The 23,467-nt window shown below is 52.4% G+C and carries 17 protein-coding genes; all 17 read left to right on the forward strand.

The window, feature by feature from the left end:
- The coding region (locus FWE06_02055) for a hypothetical protein (protein ID MCL2545965.1) at positions 1-459 on the forward strand (459 nt) is incomplete at its 5' end.
- Between the two features lie 113 nt (positions 460-572).
- Positions 573-3,596: an extracellular solute-binding protein gene (locus tag FWE06_02060; protein MCL2545966.1), complete on the forward strand. Its 3,024-nt coding sequence runs from the start codon at positions 573-575 to the stop codon at positions 3,594-3,596.
- A complete protein-coding gene (locus tag FWE06_02065) occupies positions 3,589-4,515 on the forward strand; it encodes a sugar ABC transporter permease (protein MCL2545967.1) in 927 nt (308 codons plus the stop codon). The genes FWE06_02060 and FWE06_02065 overlap by 8 nt, the downstream gene beginning before the upstream one ends.
- A gap of 16 nt (positions 4,516-4,531) precedes the next feature.
- Positions 4,532-5,449: a carbohydrate ABC transporter permease gene (locus FWE06_02070; GenBank protein ID MCL2545968.1), complete on the forward strand. Its 918-nt coding sequence runs from the start codon at positions 4,532-4,534 to the stop codon at positions 5,447-5,449.
- 68 nt (positions 5,450-5,517) lie between these two features.
- The gene (locus FWE06_02075) at positions 5,518-7,863 is read left to right on the forward strand and encodes a YIP1 family protein (GenBank protein MCL2545969.1); all 2,346 of its coding nucleotides are present in this window, start codon (positions 5,518-5,520) and stop codon (positions 7,861-7,863) included.
- A 15-nt stretch (positions 7,864-7,878) separates the two neighbouring features.
- Positions 7,879-11,244 carry a DUF5696 domain-containing protein gene (locus FWE06_02080; GenBank protein MCL2545970.1) on the forward strand — a complete coding sequence of 1,122 codons (3,366 nt, stop codon included), beginning with the start codon at positions 7,879-7,881 and terminating at the stop codon, positions 11,242-11,244.
- A gap of 1 nt (position 11,245) precedes the next feature.
- A complete protein-coding gene (locus FWE06_02085) occupies positions 11,246-12,157 on the forward strand; it encodes a sugar ABC transporter permease (protein MCL2545971.1) in 912 nt (303 codons plus the stop codon).
- A 13-nt stretch (positions 12,158-12,170) separates the two neighbouring features.
- A complete protein-coding gene (locus FWE06_02090; protein ID MCL2545972.1) occupies positions 12,171-13,190 on the forward strand; it encodes a carbohydrate ABC transporter permease in 1,020 nt (339 codons plus the stop codon).
- A gap of 416 nt (positions 13,191-13,606) precedes the next feature.
- Entirely contained in the window at positions 13,607-14,443 is an 837-nt protein-coding gene (locus tag FWE06_02095; protein MCL2545973.1) for a hypothetical protein, read from the forward strand.
- 1 nt (position 14,444) lies between these two features.
- Complete coding sequence (locus FWE06_02100; GenBank protein ID MCL2545974.1) at positions 14,445-15,245, forward strand: LPXTG cell wall anchor domain-containing protein; 801 nt, start codon at positions 14,445-14,447, stop codon at positions 15,243-15,245.
- Positions 15,246-15,257: 12 nt separating this feature from the next.
- On the forward strand, positions 15,258-15,875 hold the full coding sequence (locus FWE06_02105; protein MCL2545975.1) for a hypothetical protein: 618 nt from the start codon (positions 15,258-15,260) through the stop codon (positions 15,873-15,875).
- Positions 15,876-16,006: 131 nt separating this feature from the next.
- Complete coding sequence (locus tag FWE06_02110; GenBank protein MCL2545976.1) at positions 16,007-16,816, forward strand: hypothetical protein; 810 nt, start codon at positions 16,007-16,009, stop codon at positions 16,814-16,816.
- Between the two features lie 70 nt (positions 16,817-16,886).
- Complete coding sequence (locus tag FWE06_02115) at positions 16,887-17,729, forward strand: hypothetical protein (GenBank protein ID MCL2545977.1); 843 nt, start codon at positions 16,887-16,889, stop codon at positions 17,727-17,729.
- Between the two features lie 69 nt (positions 17,730-17,798).
- On the forward strand, positions 17,799-18,749 hold the full coding sequence (locus tag FWE06_02120; protein MCL2545978.1) for a hypothetical protein: 951 nt from the start codon (positions 17,799-17,801) through the stop codon (positions 18,747-18,749).
- Between the two features lie 356 nt (positions 18,750-19,105).
- Positions 19,106-20,458 carry an FAD-dependent oxidoreductase gene (locus FWE06_02125; GenBank protein ID MCL2545979.1) on the forward strand — a complete coding sequence of 451 codons (1,353 nt, stop codon included), beginning with the start codon at positions 19,106-19,108 and terminating at the stop codon, positions 20,456-20,458.
- The gene (locus FWE06_02130) at positions 20,455-21,960 is read left to right on the forward strand and encodes a hypothetical protein (GenBank protein MCL2545980.1); all 1,506 of its coding nucleotides are present in this window, start codon (positions 20,455-20,457) and stop codon (positions 21,958-21,960) included. Before FWE06_02125 ends, FWE06_02130 begins: the two co-directional genes overlap by 4 nt.
- A 157-nt stretch (positions 21,961-22,117) precedes the next feature.
- Positions 22,118-23,464 (forward strand): NADP-specific glutamate dehydrogenase, encoded by a 1,347-nt coding sequence (gene gdhA, locus FWE06_02135; GenBank protein MCL2545981.1) that lies wholly within the window; start codon positions 22,118-22,120, stop codon positions 23,462-23,464.
- Positions 23,465-23,467: the final 3 nt, after the last annotated feature.

The raw sequence follows: 23,467 nt of genomic DNA on the forward strand, positions 1-23,467 counted from the left end.
TACGGTTTGGCCAACGCTATCACGGCGCGTGCCAGCTCACCTGTCGGTGCAGCGGAGTTTATCCGTTTGATGACGATCATCGGCTTGAACCAACGTGCCGAAGGGCTTGATCCGACTGGCCAGCCTGATCGCTTGATTGACTGGCTGACCGATGAAGAGAAAGAAATGATTGAATGGAACCGTGAAAATGCCATTATTGTCATGGATCCGGTAAAAGGCGTTGGTGACAGTTTCCGCATCGTTGGCGAGTCCATCACCAACCACATCCATCACGGTGACGGTACACTTACCGTAGCAGCCCTTATTGACGCGGCACGCCCGTTATTCCAAGCTGAAATCGATCGCTTCAACGCGCAAACGGTGCGCCAAGACGACAACGATGAACAGCAGGTTGCCGCGCCTCCGGAAGAGGATGACGACTCTGCCTCCGATAACGACTCGGCAGATGATGACGAATAATTAGCTTCTTGTTAGGGGCGACGGCAACGTCGCCCCTGTAAGTCCCTCTTGTCCTTCGCACAAGATTCACATACTGCGTTTTTACATTATGAATTAAAGGAAGGTGCTGCCTTATGCGCCTACGCAACCTAACCGCTTTACTGCTTGTTGCCGCATTCATTTTGGTGTTATTTCCCTCAACACAAGCCGACCGTGTGGATAGACTGTCCGCCGTGGAGCTTGAAAATTTGCTCGCCGGTATTACCCGCGACGAAGACAGCTATGCCGCCTATCGGGAATCCGATGAGGTGCGTGCTGCCGCGCCCGCAACCCAAGACGTGACGTTGTATGACGATGTGCTGGCATTTGACTACGACGAAGACACGGTGCAATTCACTTTTACTGTGCAAAATGCAGGCCTATACAATCTGGCCTTTGAATATTTGCCCCAAACGATGGGCAACACTAACATTATCTTTGGATTCTTGCTCAATGATGAATTGCCGTTTACCGAAGCCGGCAACCTTGGGCTGGCGCGCATGTATCGCTACCTGCTTGACGGTGAAGACCGCGACGAAAATTTCGTTTGGGACGGCACGACATTCCGTGATGAATTTCAAATTGATATGTTGGGCAACCACACCAACCCCGGCATGATCGAAATTATCACTGTATGGCAAGACTACCGCGCCATCGATCGTGAGTCATTATTTGTCGAGCCCTTTATGATTTACTTGCCTGCAGGCGAGCATACACTAACTATTATTTCGCCGTCCGCGCCGGTGTATCTGCGCAATATTCGTATGGCGGCACCGCGTGTCATCCCCACTCATGCCGAATATGAGGCGCAACATGCGGGCTATCAACTCTTTGACGGGTCGGCACTGAAATATGAAGCCGAATTGGCGGCATGGACAAACTCTATCTTCATCGCCCCCGGCATCGACCTGTCCAGCCCTAACACTACGCCGTATAGCGCCCGCAATATGCTGCTTAATGTTTACGGCGGCATGAACTGGGACTTGCCGAACACATCGGCGACATGGGTGGTTACCGCACCGCAATCTGGATTTTTCAATCTAGGCATGCGCTACCGCCAAAATTTCAACCACGGTGCCTACTCACACCGGCAATTGCTGATCAACGGCGAAGTGCCGTTTGCTGAAGCGCAAAGCTTGAACTTCCGACCCGGTGAAGGTTTCCGCGTCTTTAATTTCGACTACCCGATATTTTTGAATGAAGGTGAAAACACCATCACGCTCAATGCTGTATTGGGCGATTCTGCCCCTGCTGTTCATTTGCTGCGCGAAGTGTTGTACGACATGAACCATCTCTATCGCCGCATTATGGTCTTGACCGGCCCTGTGCCTGATCCCCACCGCGACTATAATTTGCAGCATACTGTCCCGGGCTTGATTGATGGGATTTATGACGAGCAAACCGGCCGCCGAACGGGCGCAGGACTGAACCATATCCGCGACAATATCAGCACCATTATTGACTTGGTTAGCCTTGACGGTACCGGCGCGGGCGTCAGCCAAATGCGCCGTGCGGTTGAGAACATTGACGCCATGATTGCCCACCCCGAGAGAATTACGCGCCGCGCGCGACTGGATATTTTCCGCAGCGGTATCAGTGAACTCGGTTTGGTGCTGACCAACATGCAAGGACAACCTTTGTTGCTTGACAGTCTTATGCTGTCTGGTACAAGCGGTGAGCGCCTGCCCGGTGCGGCAGGTTTCGGTGCTGAAGTGGTACATAGATTCAATCGCTTTCTGGCATCGTTCGGCATGAATCAACATCACAGAGACGATCCTGATGCGCGCGTTGTTCGCGTGTGGATGGATGCCGGCGTGACAGGTCGTGAGCAATTCCAAGTGTTGCTGGAAATGATTGCCCAAGACTTTATGCCCAACAACCCCGGCATTGTCATACAACTGGATTTGGTTGCCGGCGCCGTGATTGAGGCGACATTGGCAGGGCGCGGTCCCGAAATTGCACTCAATCAAGGCAGCGCATCACCCGTTAACTTCGGCATGCGCGGCGCGTTGCGTGATTTATCAACATTCCCGGGCTTTGAAGAAATGCGCGGAGACTTCCATCCCGAGGCGTTCGTGCCGTTCGCTTACGAAGACAGAATCTACGGCATTCCCGAGCGCATGGACTTTGTCATGATGTTCTACCGCACGGATATCTTTGCCGAGGCCGGCTTGCAAGCACCCAACACGTGGGAAGAACTGACAACAACGGTGCTGCAACGTTTGCGTCACCAAAATATGGACGTTGGTGTCGGACACTTAGGTTTGCTTGCCAGCCCAACAACGGCCAGCGTCTTTACCAACCTGCTCTTCCAAAATGGTGGTCATATTTACAGCGACGATTTAATGACAACGGCACTTGATACCCAGGTTGCCTATGAAGCCTTTATGACGGCAGTGCAATTTTATACCGACTTCCGTATGCCTCGCGAATATGACGCATTCAGCCGTTTTAGAACCGGCGAAATGCCCATGGTTATCAACAGCTACACTTTCTACAACTTCCTTACCATGGCGGCACCTGAGATTGCCGGCCTATGGCGCATGGTGCCCATCCCCGGCACACCGCGTGACGACATCGCACCCGGGTTCATTGACCGCAGCCAGCCCGTTACCGGCATGGCGTCTGTTATGTTCGACCATATTCGCGATCCCGAAGCCGGCTGGGCGTTTATGCAATGGTGGGCAAGTGCCGAGGTACAAGCACAGTTCGGATTGCGGCAAGAGGCGTTGCTCGGCCCCGGTGGACGCTACACGCCGGCAAACTTGAATACCTTTGAGCTGTTGCCGTGGGGTCCTGCTGAGTTGCATCAACTTCACACGCAGTTGGCCTTTGTGCGTGCTGTACCGGAAGTGCCCGGTTCATACTATGTGCCGCGTGCGCTGAACAGCGCCTTTACATTGTCAGTTGTTGACGGCGAAGATCCGCGCCGTATGTTGCTCGAATGGAATGGGCATATCAACCGCGAATTGGAGCGGCGACGCAATGAGTTTAATTTTGACCCAAGCGGCTCACCACACTATATTGCCGAACGTGATGTTATCGGTACGCTGGAAGAATTGGGCTATCCCGGTGGCATTCACCGAATTGAGCCGGTAAGGGGGTTCGCACGTGGTTAAATTTGTAAAGCCGCCGCCGCGAGAAACGCACAAGAAGCTGAAACTGGGCTATCGCATTAAGAACAACATGGGCAGTTATGCCATGATTGCACCCTTCTTTATCTTCTTTATCGTCTTTACCGTCATTCCGGTGCTGGCGGCCATTGTCGTGAGTTTCACTGACTTCAATCTGTTCAGCTTCCCCAACTTCGTGGGTGCAAGCAACTATATGCGCATGGCCGACGACAGATTGCTGTTTATTGCATTGCGCAATACCATGGTATTCGTCTTTATCAACGGCCCTATCGGATTTGTCTTTGCTTTCTTGATGGCATGGCTGATTAACGAAATGCCGCGCAAACTGCGTGTCTTGATGACCGTGCTCTTCTACGCGCCGAGCGTATCCGGCAATGTATTCTTTATTTGGCAATTCCTGTTCAGTGGCGACATGTATGGTATGGCAAACGGCTTCTTGATGCGAATAGGATACATACAAGAGCCGGTGCAGTGGTTGACGAGTACAGAAACCAACTTGACCATTGCCGTTATCGTATCGCTTTGGATGAGTTTGGGCATCGGCTTTCTGGCGTTTATCGCCGGCTTTCAGTCCATCGACGAAAGCCAATATGAAGCAGGTACCATGGACGGCGTCGCTAACCGCGGGCAGGAGTTGTGGTACATCACCATTCCCAATATGAAAAACATGCTGCTCTTTGCGGCCGTGCTGCAAATCGCCGGGGCCTTCTCGGTTGGTGCTGTCACGCAAGCGTTAACGGGCGGGTTCGGTTCAGCAAACTACTCAACGCTGACGATTTTGAACTTGATTGATGATTATGCACAAGTCCGGCTCGAAATGGGCTATGCCAGTGCGCTGGGTGTACTGCTGTTTGCCATGATTGTGGTGAGCAAAAAGCTTATATTCAAGCTGTTAAAGCTGTAAAGGGGGGACAAACACGATGGCAGAAGCAACAATTAAAACCCCAAAAATTAAATATGTCAAGGCAACCAAGAAGAAAAACGCCAAGTACCGCCGCAGTAACCGCAACATGGGCGGCAGCATTGGGGTGTTTCTCATCTTATTGATTTTCGCGACGATAATGGCCATTCCATTGGTGTTCATGATTATTTCGGCATTTAAGCCGCAACATGAGTTTTTCCTCTTCCCGCCGCGATTCTTTGTGCGCGACCCTACGCTGGAAAATTTCCGCATTATGGGTGACGCGCTGTCTAATCTGCAAGTCCCGTTTGAACGCTATTTCTTCAACAGTGCTTGGATTTCGGTGGTGGTAACGAGCGTTTATCTGTTCATCGCCACCATGGCGGCGTATCCCCTGGCCAAGCATAATTTCCCCGGAAAAAAGGGCATGAATTCAATCATTCAGTTGGCATTGATGTTTACCGGACCCATTACGGCGGTGCCGCTCTTTATGGTGCAAGCCGGATTGGGCTTGATTGATCATCCGCTGTCACTCGGCATTATTTTACCGGCACTGGCGTCAACCATGGGTGTGTTCCTCTGCGTGCAGTATCTCGACTCAATACCAAACGCCGTCATCGAATCGGCGAAAATCGACGGTGCGGGAAACTTCCGAACTTACTGGCAGGTCGTTATGCCCAACTGTCGCCCGATTATTATGACGATTCTGATTTTCCAATTTCAAGGCATTTGGGCTGTCGGCGCGACAAACGTTGTCTTTACCGAGTCGCTCAAAACCTTGCCCGCCGCAATGGGGCAGATTGCCACAGCAGGCATTGCCCGTGCAGGCGTCGGCTTGGCGGCAGGTTTGCTGCTAATTATCCCGCCGGTGTTGGTCTTCACTATATCGCAGGCCAAAGTCATTGAAACTATGGCGCACTCGGGGATTAAAGATTAGAATCGCCGTACACGAGGCGCGATAAGTGTCCTTGTTATTCAGAACTACCTTTGAAAGGTCGTGAGCATTTGAAACGAGCGTTATCCATCTTCATAGCCGTACTCATGCTGGCCGTGTTGCTCAGCATGCCTGCGGCGGCGGAAAATACCGGAAAATCGTACACCTACTCATTCTTCGGGAGTGGTATGCATCGCGTGCCGTCAACAATACCCGACCCGTACCGTGTAGTTGATGTCATTACAGGGTATCAAATGGTTGATCCGCAAGACATGGTCTTTGTCACTGATAACAACGGCGACGGCTACTTGTATATCATGAACAGCGTGTCCGACGCCGAGTTCGACGGCATAAACGCTACCGGACGCATTGTCGTGCTTGACCCTGATTTCAACCATGTGCGCGATATCATCATCCACGGTATGCCTGACATACAAGAAGTTCATGCCTTTACAGGGGCGGTGACCTATGTGCCGGACACATTGCAAGGTCCGCGCGGCATTTGGGTTGACAAGCAGGACGCCAATCCCGCCAATCACTTTATCTTGATTGCCGACCGGGACGGACACCGAATTGTCATTACCGATATGGACGGTCGCTACATCCGTCAAATTGGCGTGCCGAATAACCCGCAAGTGCTAGCGGCACTTTTGGGTGCCGATGCCGACGCACCCGATGCGCACATTCAAGTGCTGGCGCGTTTCCTGCCCATCAGTGTGCAAACCGACCACAACGGTGACATTTTTTTGCTGAGCGAAAACGACTACGGCGGCATCATGCACCTCACCACTGAGGGCGAGTTTATCGAATATTTCGGCGCGGCTGATGTCGTGCTCACCGGCGCGATGGCGATAGAGATTGCCTGGCGCGGTTTCTTCGATCTCATCGGCGTGCGCTTCCCGCCGCCGCCAATTTTGCCCAACCAATACGCTGACTTCTTTATTGCACCGGACGGGCAGTACATCTACGCCGTCCGCCCCACAACCTCCTCTCAGGAAGAGTTGGTACGCAAGATGAACCGTGTATCGGTCAATGTGCTTGAAAACACCGGCCGTTTCGGCGATGACTTCGTGCGTGAGCGCGGACAGCCATTAAACACGAGTTTTAACGCCGTCATTGCCGATGAAGACGGTTTTATCACCGCTCTTGACTCAACACACCGCCGTCTGTTCCAATACACGCCGACAGGCCACGAACTCTACATTTTTGGCGGTCGCGGTACACAGCGCGGCACGTTTGTCGACCCCGTGGCGCTGGCTGTTGACGGCAATCGTTTGATGGTGCTTGACCGCGGTGCGCGTTCCATCACCGTTATGGAGCCGACCTATTTCGGCCGGATGCTCCGTACCGCACAGCTGCTGTGGATGGAAGGTGATTTTGAGCACTCACTCGAATATTGGCTGCGCGTCATTGAGCTCAACCCCAACTACTCGTTTGCCTACCGTGCAGCGGCTGAAATCTTCTATCTGCAAGGCGAATTTGAGCAATCAATGGAATTTGCCCGTATGACGTTCTATTCTCCGCAACACTCCCGCGCTTTCCAACATGTGCGCTCGGAGATTATCAACGATAACTTCGCTTGGGCATTTACCGTCTTCATTCTGCTGTTGGTGCTGATTTTTGTATGGGGCATTCTGCGCCGCCGCGGCATCATTGTGATCAACAAAGTTGAAAACGACCAGCACGGCAAGTTCCGGTATCTGTTGTGGTGCTTATTCCACCCCATCGACGGGTTCAGCGAAATGCGCTACAATCACAAGCAATCACTGATGCTCGCAAACGCCTGTATGGTGTTCCATGTTTTTGTCAACTTGGTCAATATGCAATGGCGTGGCTGGAACTTTGGCGGACCCAACCAAGGTGGCGTCAGCTTGCCTTTCTTGTTGGCATTTACGCTGGGCTACTACTTCCTGTTTACCATGGTCAACTGGTTGCTGGGTACATTCTTAGTCGGTAAAGCCACGTTCAGAAATCTGTGGATTTGTATCTGCTATGCCTTGATTCCCATGTCAGTCGGCTCACTGCTCTGGACAGGGCTGTCTAACATCTTGACACAGGATGAGTTTATGATTATGAACTACATCTGGCAAATTGGCATGTGGTGGAGTTTTATCCTAATCTACTGGGCCATTAAAGAGACGCAGATGTTCGGCTTTATTCGCACCTTTGTTTCCATACTCTTGACCATGATCGGCATGTCAATTGTCATTTTCATTATCTTCTTGATGGTAGCACTGGTTGTGCAATTGCGTGACTTCGCCGGTGCAATATGGGATGAAGCCATGTTCCGAATACGAAGCGGACCCAATGATATGCCCGATATGTCGCTGGTATTGCCCATTGTCATCGCAGCGGCAGCGCTGGTCGTCGGTGCTATGGTATTTTTAAAATGGCGCAAACGTCGCGTCAGAGGTTGATAGGAGGGTGCTAAGATGAAAAAATCAAATACAATCAAACACCTCCGCATCATCCCAATTTTGTTGGCGATGTTTATGCTGCTGTCCTGCGCGCCGAATTTGCGCCAAGCCAATGACAATGCAGCTTTTGCCGTCACGCGCACAGCCGCTGAACTGACAGCGCGTCCGCGCGGTCTGCCAACCGCTGACATCAGCCAAGCGCTTGATATCCTCAGCCGAGAAATTCTCGGCGAGCATTTTGAACAGGTTGCCGAGAACGAGCAGTTCATCATGTTCCACCACCCCGTGCTGCATTACATTGCCATTGTAGACAAACATACAGGTCGTCTGTGGACATCTAACCCCCTGGATGTCGAGGACGATGATATCTCTAACGGCGCGTTTTTGCGTGTGCGACGGTCGTTGTTGCAGTTGGAATTTATCCAACGCAATGCCATCGCGCCCACAAGCGCCAACTCTTTTGACACAACATTGCCGCAAGAAGTGCAAGATGCGCTCAATGCCTACGATGCCGCACTGACGCAAATTCGCCGCGAAGCCGTGCCCACGGCTCGTAACGCCGCCGACCGTGCCGACCGCACGGTAGAATCGGCGACAACCACATTAGCGGAGTTGAACGCTGAGGCAACACAGGTGCAAATGGCTGAACTGTTGCAACGCATAACGCTGATTGCCGAGCGCAACACGAACAACACGGGTGAACTCGCCACTGTGGTGCGGCAAGTTGCCCGTGCTGCGACCGAAGCCGAACGCATCACAGCCGCGCAAGCTGTTGAGGCATCGGTTGGTACAGCCCAATCCGCCGTTCGCGCAGCAAATGCGGCTGAAGCTACGGCGTTAATTGCCCTGCAAGTGGCCGACCTTGCCATCGGCTTGGCAAACGACCCCAATAGAATAGAATCTGCCGCCGACTATGCTGCGCTCGCGTTGCACGCCGCAACTGTGGCACAGACCGCGCTGAGCATGGTGAACGGCTATGGTACCGGCACGGAGACCACGCCGCAGAACTTGCAGACCACAACACAACAGCTTGTCGACAACGCTGAGCGCGTGACGTTGGAAGCTGCCCGCGCCGACCTACGCGGCCGCGCCTTAGTAGCAAGCATAGAACTCGCCGCAGCATTGCAAGACGTGCAAGCCGTCGCGGCGCGTCTTGACGCACCGCGTGCCCAAGCCGAGAACATTGCCGATCGCGCCGAGGCCATTATAGATGAGCATGCACCCGCGCCGGAAGATGAAGAAACTGACGAAAACGGTGAAATGGTCGGCAACGCCGATGACAACATCGAAAACAGTGATGATTCTGACGTCCCGTCCGATGAAGATGAGGATGAAACCGAAGTCCTCGGCTACATTTCTGGCAGCGACGAATATGATGATGACCCATATGACGATGACCCATACGGTGAAGATGGCCCTTATGGCGAGCCTGGCGCACCTGGTGAGGATGGTGAACCCGGCGAAGCCCCTCCTGCTGCTGTCGAGGGCTCTGTAAGCGTGACAATGTTGGACAACGGCATTCGCCTCGACAAATTCTTCAACACCGCTAACGCCTTAATCCCCATCACCTTTACACTGACCGATGACGGCTTTGAAGCAAGCATTTTGTTCGACGAAGTGCAAGAAAATTATGTCGAAGGTCATCCCACCTACACCAGTGTTGCCAATATCCGTCTCCTGCCTTTCTTCGGCGCCGGCGGCGCACAAGATGAGGGCTACATGCTAATCCCCGACGGTGCCGGCGCACTCATCAATTTCAATAACGGAAAAACAAATATCGCCGATCGTTGGACGCCGTCGGTAAGTTACACAAAACCTCTGTACAGCAATGATCTGTCGCTGACAAACGACATTTTTGCCAGCCGCTACGTGCCTGTACGCCTGCCCATGTTCGGCATGGTCAAGAACGGCGGCGGTTTTATCGCCGAAGTTACCAGCGGCGCGGCGCTTTCAACAATCAACGCGGTGGTTGCCGGATTGAATACGTCGTACAACCAAGCCTTTTTCTCGGCCGATTACCGCTCGTGGACGCGTATTGCGCTGTACGGACAGATGGCGGTTGAGGTCAACAATGTCATCTTTATAGGTGCCGACCCGGCCTACATTCCGACCTATACCGTCAACTTCCGCTTTGCCGTTGACAATGAAGAAAATCCCGTCGATTACGTTGAGCTTGCCAACCTCTACCGCGATCAGTTGATTGAACGCGGTCTCGGTCGCAACAGCAACTATCAAAACAAGCTTTATGTCGACTTCTTCGGCGGTGTCACGCGCCCGCGCAGCTTTTTGGGCTTCAACTATACGGGCATCGAGGTTATGACATCGTTCGAACAAGCTGAGTATATCCTCAACGATTTACGTGCCAACGGTGTTGGCGACATGGTGGCGTTCTTTAACCGATACACCATGAGAGGCGGCCGTCCGCGTATGGAAGTCATTCCGCACAATGCCCTGGGCGGTCAGCGCGGCTTTATCAATCTGGTCAACGCTGCGGCCGATATGGGCATTCCCGTGTTCCCTAGCGTCAACGTGCAAGGATTCAGCCGTTCGGGTGATGGATTCTCACGGTTCCGCGACACAGCGTTGGCGACCAACTTTGCGCCGGCTGAGGTATACCCGTTCGGCATTGTCACCAACGTAGAGTTCAAAGGCGGTTCGCCGTGGTACATGTTCCGCCCCGAACTATATGAGCGTGTATTCGACCGTACCATGCGCTCGTTGCGCAACCAAAATCTCACCCACGTTCTGCTGGACGAAAACACGGCCGAAGTATATTCAAACTTTGCCCGCGACGGTATGCAGCGCGACCGCCAATCACTTGAAATGGCAGCGCAAATCCGCCGCCTGCACCAAGAGGGGTTCAGCCTGGCCTTCGACGGTGCGACAGATTACATGATACCCTATGCTGACTTCATTTTGGGCATGTCGCTCATGTCAAGCCAAAACGTCGTTTTCGACGCTGAAGTGCCTTTCCTGCCGATACTGCTCAAAGGCTACGTCAACTTTTCGGGCCTGTCTATCGGCGTGACCGATTTGTCACACGAATACTTCTTGCGGCACATCGAAACCGGCGCGGGACTGCGCTACACACTGACCTATCGCGACAACCAAATTCTGCTCTGGACGACATCACGTCACCATTTCAGCATGGAATATAACATCATGCGTGATCAAATCATTGAGCGTTACAGCGTATTGGCCGTCCTTTCCGAACAAGTCGGCAACGCCACAATTACCGGACACCAACGCCTCGGCGATTTGGCCGTTGTCGAATATTCCAACGGCGTCGTCGTCAAGGTCAACTACGGCAGCAACGCCGCAACGTACAACGGCGTGACAGTGCCGCCGCTCGATTGGGTCATGACAGGAGGAGGTAGGTAGTATGAAGCTTCGTATGCCAAAAATGGCGCGCAAACCGCTGACTTTGGAGCGAAAAGTCCGCCGCGCCGGATTCCTGTTCCTGCTGCCGTGGCTGTTCGGCATCATCACTTTCTTTGTCATTCCGTTTGTCAATACCTTTCTTTGGTCATTCCAACGCATTGACATCTCAGCACGGACATTCACCTTTACCGGTTTCACCAACTTCGACTACGCCTTCCGCGAAAACCGCGATTTCTTGCGTTCGTTGATTGAATCGGTCGGCTCAATGTTCGGCGATGTCATCATCATTTTGGTGTTCTCATTCTTCATTGCGCTGATACTCAACCAAAAGTTCTACGGACGGACAATTGCGCGCGCGCTGTTCTTCTTGCCTGTCATTGTAGCATCATCCATTGTCATCACCATTATCCGCGAAGACGTTTTTACCCAACGCCTGATGTCAGGCACGGGCGAAACCGAGGCCATTTTCCAAACAGCAGCCATCGGCAACTTGCTGAACGGCATAGGGCTGCCGCCCCAGGCCGTCGACATAATGACAACGGCCTTGGCTGACATTTTTGACCTGACATGGAAGACAGGTATGCAGATTATTTTGTTCTTAAGCGGCTTGCAGTCAATCCCCGATTCCTACTACGAAGTTGCCTCCATTGAGGGCGCTAACGCGTGGGATTCATTTTGGAAAATTACTGCGCCTATGGTGACGCCGTCAATTATGTTGGTCGTCATCTACTCGATTATCGACACCTTTACCAATCCGGCAAACCCTGTTATGCGCGTCATTATGACCGAAATCAGCCCTCGTTTGGATTGGGGCGCGGCATCGGCCATGGCGATGGTACTGTTTTTAGTCATCGGCGTAATTATCGGCTTATTTATGCTGTGTATGCGTAAAGCCGTGTTCTACAACGAGTAAGGGGGGAGAAACGATGCAAGAAACAAGTAAACTCAAAGCTTGGCTCAACGACCCCAAAGCTAAAGACAGCCGCAAGCAAGTCAAGTTGCGTGTCCAAAAAACGGGCGGAAAGTGGTTGTTTGCCATCTTCCGCGCAGTGTTTTTGATTTGTATGGCATATGTTATTCTTTACCCGATTTTGATTTTAATGAGCCGTGCATTCCGCCCCGCTGAAGATATGTTTAATCCCAATATCATCTGGCTGCCCATCACTTACACGTTGGAAAATTTCCGTATCGTCATGAACCGTATGGAATTTTGGGATGCTATGTGGTCAACGCTCCGCATCGTGACCATCAGTTCGCTGTTGATGGTGGCATCCTGTGCCGTAACAGGTTACGGCCTGGCGCGTTACCGCCTGCGTATGCAAAAAATCTACATGTTGCTCGTCGTGCTGAGCGTCATCGTACCCTTTATGGTCATCCTCGTGCCGTACATGGACGTTATGCGAAATGTTAACTTCCTCGGTCTTGGTAATACGCTGGGCTACCTCTATAGCGGCGTGCCGCGCGGACTGACGCTGTTTGACAGTGAGTGGGTATATTATGTGCCCGCCATGCTCGGTGTAGGTTTACGAAGTGGCTTGTTCATCCTGCTATATTATCAATTTTTCCGCAGCATGCCCAAAGAGCTTGAAAGTGCTGCGCGGATTGATGGTTGTGGCGAAATGACGACTTTTCTGCGTGTCATGCTGCCCAACGCCGGCGCCCCCATGCTGGTCACTGCCATTTTGAGTTTTGTTTGGTACTGGTCGGACTTCTATCTCGGACAATTTATGTTCAGCGGCAATATGGCCATGATGAGCAACCGCTTGTCCATCATCCGCCAAACCATCTACACCACAAACCCAATGGGTGAACGCGCAACCGCCGAAGGCGGCTCAGTACTGGCGTTTGCTGCTGCGCTCTTGTTTATCATCCCGCCGCTGCTACTATATATAGTAGCGCAACGCTTCTTCATGCGCAGTGTAGAGCGCTCGGGCATCGTCGGCTAAAAAGGCTGCCGAAAAATGATTTTTTGACCCGCAGTTGACATTGAACTGTTGCAAAATGCAGGGCTTTAGAGGCAGTTTTCGCAGAAACAAAGCCGAAAATCATGTGTTTGACTGTTTAAGAAATCATATTTGAAGTGCAACTGACGAAAACAGCAAGTCAATTGAATTACAAAAAATTTACCAAACCGTGAAAAAATGCTTGCAATTTCAAATGAAGTTGAGTATAATGGATGCAACAAAATGTCCCCGGCAAAAATCGCGCACATTCGCGCGTACATATCAGTGCATATGGTTGGTGCAAAACAGGCTTGCCTTAATTTTGCAGGCATAGAGCTTGCTCTTGCGACACAACCTTGCAATATAACATTGTAATCAAAACAAAAAAAACGTAGAAAATCTAAGGAGGAACATTCAAAATGAAACTTCGCAAAATTTCCGCAACTCTCTTGGCAGTCCTGCTGCTTGCAGCGCTGTCTGTCGCGCCGGCAACGGCAAACACGCCCACCGTAGTGCTTGACTTACTGACAGGTGAGTGGACACCGCAGCACGCCCACGGGCCATCCACCACCGGTGGCAATGGCGGGCCACTCACTGTGGCACCGGGGCCAAATGGAAATGCTATTCGTGCTCTGCCCAGTCCGGTAACGCTCAACGATTTTGCCGACCTTTCGCTTGAAGTCGACTTGACGGTCACCGGCGGTGCTACCGCATACGTCGTTCTTTGGCTAGTCACTGAAGAACCGGGCAGATTTGATGGTGATAGCAATGTAGGCCCGTTGTCACCGGGAAACATTACGCCAATCTTGCTCCCGGCCGTTGAAGGTGAAGCCCCTAGAAGTGGTCATGCGTTCAACGTAGGTCAATTTAATGACACCATTGCCATGGATCGTGAGGGCGAGGGTGACACCAATTATTATTTCGAGCGCAACAACCATACTAACGTGAGAGTGCGTGGTTTTGCTGTACAAATTGTTAACGGCGCAACAGTTGAAGTAAGGACACTTCGCTTTGTCGAAGGTGCCGAAGGCACGACCCCTCCAAATGGCGCAACTCCGACACCGACGCCTGGCACAACAGCAACCCCGACACCGGGGACAACCGCAACAACGCCTCCTCCTGCCGGAACAGGCACAGCTGCGCCCGGACAAGGCAACCCCAAGACTTCTGACCCCGGCGTTGCCATGATTGTCATGACCGGGTTGGCCGGTTTAGCTGGTGCAGGTTTCTTGATTGGTAAGAAAAAGGAGAAGTAAGATGAAAAAAATCGTAACGCTTAGCCTGACAGTGCTTCTGTTGGCAAGCTTAACACTTCTCCCTGCAATGGCGCAAACCCCGGCGCAAAGCCCGTTTGTGTTTACTGATCAACCCGCCAGCGCGTGGGGCACTAACCACCCCGATCAAATGGTCGGCGCTGCTAATGCGGCGGTAAGTACAACTGGTGGCGAAGGCAATCCCATTGTATTTACCAGAACGGGATATGGCTGGCCCAGTGCGGTGTTTCTTTTTGATGGTCCTATGGCGATACAAGAGGGGCACGAACTGCACTACGATTTTGATATCGCGCTCACGCGAGAAGCCGGAGATGCACGGCCGATTTATGTGCGCATTCTTGCAGCCATAGCACCAGACTCAAACAGTACCCCATCGCCGGAAGCTAGCTTTATGGAAATTACCATAGCAGGTTTAGAACCTGGCCGACAAACCGGTTCGTTACGTTTTTTCACACCAAATATTTATGGTATTTGGATTCAAATGGTTTGTGACTCCGGCACACTCACCGTCTATGGGCTGAACATTGGCGATGAACTTGTTCTAGTTGAAGGTGCACCCGAACCGCCTCCGCCTGGCGAAACCCCCACCCCAACGCCTCCTCCGACAACAGCAACCCCGACACCGGGGACAACCGCAACAACGCCTCCTCCTGCCGGAACAGGCACAGCTGCGCCCGGACAAGGCAACCCTAAGACCTCTGATGCCGGCGTTGCCATGATTGTCATGACCGGTTTGGCGGGCTTGGCAGGTGCGGGCCTACTGGTTGGCAAGAAGCGTAAGTAAGGAGAGGGAAACATGAAAAAAATTATAACACTTGCGTTGGCACTGCTGCTCATTGCCGCGCTCTCATTTACTCTCGTCGGCTGCGATAACGACGATAACGATGAACCCGGAAACGGCACGGCCGGCGCGGGCGCAACAACAGTTGAGCCGGGCGGCGACACTGAAGAGCCGGGTATCGGTACTGAGCCGACAGCCTTTGTCAGCCCGTTCAACTTGCTTTCACTGCCTGCTGACGCATGGTCGCCCAGCATTCCCGAACTCAATGAAGACGCTGAAATCACGGCAACCGGCGGCGCGGGCGAACCCATTGTCATTACCCGCGAAGGCTACGGCTGGCCCAGCATTTCGATTTTGTTCGATGAGCCCATTCTTGTAGCTGAAGGGCATCGCATCTACTACGACATTGATGTCGAAGTAGAGCAATACGTCCGCATCTATCGCGCCAACGCCGACGGTTCTTACGGTGCCGAGCTGACGCTTGTGGCACTTGAGCCAGGCAATCAAGTCGGTTATTTGCAAGTTTTCGGTGATCAATTGCTGCTCGGCTTGTGGATTCAAGCCGTAGGCGAAGGCACCGTCACAGTCAACGGACTGAACATTGGCGATGGCTTAGTCTTAGCCGGCGAATAGGCTAACATTTGGATTTTATGACAGAAAGGGCGATAATTCATCGCCCTTCCCGTCACAAAACACACATATTGAAGCGCTGAGTAACAAGCATCACAAAGCGCGACAATACAATAGAAAAGGAGAAAATAACCATGAAACTACGCAGAATTTTGGCACTTGGCATCGTTGCTATGTTGGCAATGGCGTTCTTGGTGCCGGCCGCAAGTGCAGCACCTGCCGCAGTCTTCAACATCATGGACACTGTACCTGCAAATTGGGAACTTACCGCGGCAGGCAACGGTACCATTGCTACGCCAACCATCGCAGACGGTGTAATGACGTTTACCAACCAAGGTGGCGGTTGGCCGAGTGCGGTATACCGTCTTGCCGCCGGCGACCGTGTTGACATTCCGCAAGATGAATGGGAAGATTTGTATATCCACTTCAACGTAGAAGTCGTAGCCGGTGCGGCATTTGAACTTCTCATTGGTGAAGGGCGCGATGCCGACACCATAAGAATCACCCGCATTTTCGAGCCGAACGATAGCCAAAGAGACCCGGGCAGTTTTGACCTTACGGCAAGAACTTACACCGGCCGAGTCAGCTTGGCGACAGCACTGGCGAGCAGATACTTTGTCGAAAATGAACCTGAGATTCACACCGTTGATACACCGTTTGAGGGAGCGTCATTCGACTTTGGCGGTCTGCGCGTTACCGCCGTTAACGGCAATGTAATCGTCCGCGAGTTCCGTATCGCGCCTCTTGCTGCCGGCGAAACAGGCAGCACGCCGCCGCCTAGCACGGCAACCCCAACCCCCGGCGCAGCCACCGGCACTCCTGCTCCGACCGGCACACCCGGTCCTAACCCTCCGACAGCTGACCCCGGCATTACCATGACGGTTATGGCTGGTTTGGCAGGCTTGGCGGGCGCAGGTCTGTTGATTGGCAAAAAGAAAAAGTAAGACGCATTATTAGGGGCGGCCCAACGCCGTCCCTACATACAATCAATTAAAAAATGAGGAGGATCCCCACATGAAACTACGCAGAATTTTGGCAGTCGGCATGATTCTTATGCTGGCAACGGCACTGGTAATCCCCGCAAGCGCAAACACGGACAACGTAATCAATGTGTTAACCCTGCCTGTCGCTGGTTGGGAAAGCTCTCTTCCTGGAGCAGGTAATGGTGGCACCACCACAGCTGCCATCACAGGTGGCGCGCTTGTGATCACCAATGCAGACGGCGGTTGGCCGAGTTCGACCTACGAGTTAGATGACATCATTTCGATTCCTCGAGCCGAATGGGGAAATCTGTACTTATTCTTCAATATTACAGTTCCTGCTAACGCAGAAACAGCCATCTCGTTCTTCCACGGTGAAGTTGGCGGTGATGCGTCATCGTTGGCGATGAATCGCTCAATCGTTCCCAACGATGCTGAGCGCTCAAATGTCGGTGATATTAAAGCGGGTACATACGAAGGCTATGTAAGTTTGGCGTGGGCCTTGGACAATGTAACAAGAATTGAAACTGTTGGTACTGAACACACCATCCAAACCAACGCGTTTACCGGCGACACGCTTGAACTCGCGGGCATTCGCATTCACGCTGTTGGCCCAAACGGCACTGAGATAACCGTCCGTGAACTCCGCATCGGCCCGGCCGGCTCAGACAACCAACCCGGCGAAGACGGCACCGCACCGCCCAGCACCGCTACTCCAACGCCGGCCCCCGACGCAACAGCATCACCCACTGCAGCACCGACCGGCACACCCGGCCCCAACCCTCCAACAGCCGATGCCGGCGTTGCCATGATCGTTATGACCGGCTTGGCCGGCCTTGCAGGCACAGGCTTGCTGATTGGCAAAAAGCGCAAGTAAAATTTTAATCATGCAGGGGCGGCATTAACCGCCCCTGCGCAAACCAATTAAATCTAGGAGGATCCCCCTATGAAAAATCTGCGCAAAGCCCTTGTACTTACCTTAGCCGTCGTGTTCTGCATGGCTATGATTGTCATGCCCGCAGCAGCTGACGAAAATGGAGATTATGTTGTTCTGTTTGATCTTATGGACTGGTCAGCCGATGACTGGGAACTCTACCAAGCAACCGATGACGATACTGCGACAGCCGGCGGCGGCAGAATTGAAGTCACCAACGAAGGTGGCGTTTACACTTTTAGCAACGTAGGCAACTCCGGTTGGCCGAACGCAACACTGGCATTTGGCGACGATGCGGCCGAAGCAATGAACTGGCCCATCGAAAACTGGGAAGATATCATTGTACATTTCGACATTGAAGTCATGAACAACACCGCGATTCAAATTTTTGACTGGGACACCGATTCAGCAAATGCCATCCGTGTGGTCGGCGCATTTGTTGATTTAGATGATGATTTTGGCAACTTTGAGGATTATTTGACTCACGTAGGCGACCTCTTGGCGCACCATTACATTGGCACAAGAACCATGCGTCAATTTCTTGACAGCCGTTTTTCTGTTACCGCTGACCCCGATGGCGGTGAAGATGATTTCCTTTTCCATTGGCTTGAATTCCCGGAAGATACCTTTATGTTTGCCGGCATTCAATTCTGGCCTGTTGGCGGCGATGTAATCGTGCGCGATTTCCGCATTACCGTACCCACAGCTGTGTATGAAGATTGGGGTGACTTGACTCCTCCGGTTAATAATACGCCGGAACCAACCGATGAAACGGGAACCCCAACTGAGGACGTTGAACCCACTCCGGTAGAAACTCCCGAGCCAAGTCCCGAACCCGGTGATGACAACGACAGCGATGGTATTGACACATGGATTATCATTGTCATCGCCGCAGGCGTGCTCGTGGTCGGCGTCGTAGTCTTCTTACTCCTATCCAAGAAAAAAGGCGGCGACAAGAAATAAGAGCGGCCAAACTCTCAAATAGAGAATATAAGGCGTGACAAACATAATTTCAGCATATAGGGGCGGCATCAGCCGCCCCTTTTACTAAAAAATATATAGAAAAGGGCGCCTTCCTCCTGCATTGCTCCATATAGACTTTGGCGCCAAAGTCAACAACGTATGCCATGCGCGTGTTGCGGCGGCGTCAAGCCTTCTGCATCCCACAAACTTTGCGGAGTGTTCTGAAGGGCACCATCCTTTGGTTATTTTGTAAATACAAAGTAACTTCCGCCCGGCAAGAAAAAAAGAGGCATTCATACAATAAGCCGTAGGACGTAACTACGCCCAATTTCTCAAAAACAACAAGAGGTAAACAAATGAACACACTCAACATCAAAGCCACCCGCAAACACGACGTCATTGTCATCGGCGGCGGCACGGCCGGCGCGCTGGCCGGCATTGCGGCGGCGCGTCAAGGTGCTGATGCGCTGATTATTGAGCGCGAAAGTGCCCTCGGCGGCAGTGCCACCATGGCACAGGTCACACCGCTGATGGCCAACCATTTGGTTGACAATATCGATCAGTCGGGACTTAGCAAAGAGCTGACCAAACGTCTCAAAGCGGATGGCTATTGCAACGGCTTCGGCACAAACGACGGGTATTTCAACCTTGAAATGATGAAGTTTGCGCTGGAAGAAATGGCCGTCGAGGCCAATTGCAAACTGCTCTATAACGCGCAATACATCGCTGTCGAAACGGCTGATAAGAAAATAAAGGCCGTTATTGTACACAGTCGTGATGGACTGGTGCGCTACGAGGCCAATGTCTTTATCGATGCCTCGGGCGATGCCGTGCTGGCCAACGATGCCGGCGTGGCGTGCGAAGCCGGCGAAAATGGAAAAAACCAACAGATGTCACTGCGCTTCATGATGGGCGGCATCAATTTCGCGGTAGCACATGCTTTCTTCGAAGAGGTTGCGCCCGGCATGAGCGTGGCGGCCGACAGGTTGTATCTCGCGTCGTTGTGGAAGTGGCTCAAAGAGGGACACGGTTTTACCTCATTGCTCAAAAAAGGTGTCGATGATGGCGTGATAGAAGTTGCCGACGTAACCTATATACAGGCCTTTTGGCAGCCCGGCATGGAGGGTGTATTGGCTTTCAACTGCCCCGAGGCGTATCAACTGTATCAAGCCAATGACGCCGAATGTGTGTCGCAAGTCATCATGCGCTGCCGCGCATCAGCGAAGCGGCTGCTGGCTTTTTTTAACAAGTATGTGAAAGGCTTTGAAAATGCCTTTATCCTCTCCACCGCGCCCATGCCCGGCATTCGCGAGTCGCGCCGCATCGTCGGGCGTTATGTCGTGACGGCCGACGACTACAAAAACTGCCGCAAGTTCGACGACGCCATCGCGCAAACGGCCTATCCCATCGACATACACGGCTGGGATGACGGCGTACTGCTGCGCGGCATGCCCGATGGTGAGTTTATGGAAGTGCCGTACCGTTGCATGTTGCCTGTTGAGTACGATAATTTGCTGGTAGCGGGACGTTGTCTGTCGGCAGATTTCTTAGCGCAATCGGCATTGCGTATCCAACTGACTTGTCGTGCCATGGGCGAAGCCGCCGGCATCGCTGCTGCCACGTCTGTCAAGGATGGCACAGACGTCTGTGATATCGATGGCACAACCATCCGCGACACTATGATTGCAAACGGCGGTATTTTCTTATGACAAAAAGAGTTGTCGAACACGACACAGGCAATCCGCTCCGCCCTGCGCCTGTACATTACAAGCAAAAGCAAGGCGGCAAAACATTCTACTCCAACAACCCCGAACAGGTTATTTTGCGGGATTTAGCCGATAAAGCAGAGGTTGATGGCGATGAAATGCCGCAAAAGCGGGATGAAAAGCGGCAAAAAGAAGGTGTTTGCCTCATGCAAGCCGACAATATGCAAGGCAACTGGCACGCTATTTTTGAGCATAGCAACCATACCGGCATCCCCGTTTATTTCGGCCTGCGCTTAAAAAACAATGGACAGCGTGATGCAACAATTACAGTGCGCCGCGTTGGCTACCAATCCTCTGGTGATTGGTGTGGCACAATGGCTTACACCGACTATTACCAACAAAAGTTCCCCCTCCCCGTTGACCATTTCGACGCTGTTGGCAACGTCAACTGGCACTGGGAACTGAACGGGTTAGTCGACTACGCTCCTAAGCCATTCACCCCCGAGACCTACATCCTGCCGCCCGGCAAACATTTCTACGTCATTGGCGGCACGAGTGCTGACGCTTATAACAACTACAACGTCGGCGGTACAGCCGACCAACAAGTGGGCATCAAGGCCGATTTACAAGCTGTCAACGGCGTTGCCGACTTCTGCATTGACGGTGAAAATATTACAGGCAGCATGCTGGTGTACAGCGACCCAACGGCCATCGACGATCCACACCCGCAAGGCTATACGCTGCGTGAAGACTTGCTCGGCGGGCACCTATTCCCGCACGCCGAACAATACGGTGGCGTAAGTGATGGGTTGGCTGTCGTCGAAAATGCTGTGATATGGCGCATCGGCGACGCTACACCGCCCGGCCGTTTGCCGGTCAGCTATGTGTCAGAGTATGCCATGGACAAAAATGTTGTGCCATATGCGAAATACGACAATCGCATTGAGCGTATTGAACATGCTGCTGAGTGGACAACCAACCTCAATCCGCAGAACTACCCCGGCGCGGTGGGCAGCGACATCATCGGCTTTACTTGTGTTGATGAGCAAGGTGTCACACGCCGCATCGACCGCTTCCATGCTGATGGTGCGGGGCATGGCGCTAACATATGCAACTGGATGGTTGCCATGCGCGACAGCTACACCATCGAAAACGCAAGCAACAGCCCGCGCGAAGTCAAGATTTATCAGCAGAGCTCAGGCCGCGGTATCGGGTGTGTGTTGGTGCGTGATGCTAATGACAATATTATCAAGACCTATCTGTTAACCCACCCGTTCATGCTGGATAGTATTGAGCAAGCAAGGTCTGAGTACCGCGACCGCTACGTCGACAACAAGGATGTATGGATTCCTGTCGTCAACGGCGTGAAGTATTCTCATGCCGGCGAAACGGCGTTGGCGCATACCTTTGCTGTGCCGCCTCTGGCGGCGCAAACAGTAACAATAGAATACGTCATGCTGGCAAACAGCTGGGGCGCAGTGACGCACTATGTAGAAGTATCATAAGGAAAACAGTGTTCGTCCGCAAAACACAAAAAGCAGGCGTAGCCTGCTTTTTGTGTTTTCACACATTACATCCTGCAAGGCCATATGTTCTTCTCCTTGACAAACATCCAAATTTCACATACAATAAAACCCATAAAATGCGCAAAGGAGAATCCTCATGTTGAAAAACGACAAACTACAATATCTTTACAAACAAGTGGAACAACGAAACCTTGGCGAGCCGGAGTTTATGCAAGCCGTCGCCGAAGTATTGGAATCTTTCGAGCCGGTGTTGGAAAAGAATCCGGAGCTTGCCGAATCGGGAGTGCTTGACCAAATTGTTGAGCCGGAGCGCCTGGTGTCATTCCGTGTCAGTTGGCTGGATGATAAGAATAAAATACAAGTCAACCGCGGCTTTCGCGTTCAGTTCAACTCGGCGCTGGGCCCCTATAAGGGTGGCTGTCGCTTCCACCCATCGGTAACGGCGTCGGTTATCAAGTTCCTCGGCTTTGAGCAAATTTTCAAAAATGCCTTAACCGGGCTGCCTCTCGGCGGCGGCAAAGGTGGAAGTGATTTCGACCCCAAAGGCAAGAGCGATGGTGAAATCATGCGCTTTTGCCAATCATTTATGACTGAGTTGAGTCGTCACATCGGCGCTGATACTGATGTGCCCGCCGGAGACATCGGTGTAGGCGCGCGCGAAGTTGGTTACATGTTTGGGCAGTATAAACGCTTACGCAATGAGTTTACCGGCGTGTTGACAGGCAAAGGCTTGTCTTATGGTGGCTCTTTGGCGCGCACGGAGGCAACAGGTTATGGACTGTGTTACTTTGTCGCCGAAATGCTTGCCGCACAAGGTGACAGTTTTAAGGATAAAAAAGTTGCCATCAGCGGCAGCGGTAATGTGGCAATTTTTGCGGCGCAAAAGGCGATGGAGCTTGGTGCGATTGTGGTATCGATGAGCGACTCAAGCGGCTTTATCCATGTCCCGAATGGCATAGACTTGGACCTAATGCGCCAAATCAAAGAAGTCGAAGGCGCGCGCATTTACGTCTATGCCGAGCGGGAAAAAGGTGTGGCATTTACGCCGCGCGGTCACGGAACGGTGTGGACTGTACCTTGTGATATTGCATTGCCTTGTGCCACACAAAATGAACTCGACGGCGATGATGCCAAAACCCTTGTGGCAAACGGCTGCATCCTTGTGGCCGAGGGCGCGAATATGCCGTGTACGCCCGAAGCTGTGACGCATTTCTTAAATAATCATGTTGCTTTTGGCCCCGCTAAAGCGGCAAATGCCGGAGGTGTGGCGACTTCTGGACTTGAAATGTCGCAAAACAGTATGCGGCTGTCGTGGACGTTTGAAGAAGTCGATACTAGACTTAAAGCTATCATGAAAGACATTTATAAGCGCGCCTTTGAGGCCTCGGTAACTTACGGCTGTGAGGGCAATCTAGTCGCCGGCGCGAACATTGCCGGCTTTCTGCGTGTTGCCGAAGCGATGCAAGCACAGGGAGCGGTATAATTG

It is taken from the genome of Oscillospiraceae bacterium (assembly GCA_009780275.1).
GTDB lineage: Bacteria > Bacillota > Clostridia > Oscillospirales > UBA929 > WRAI01.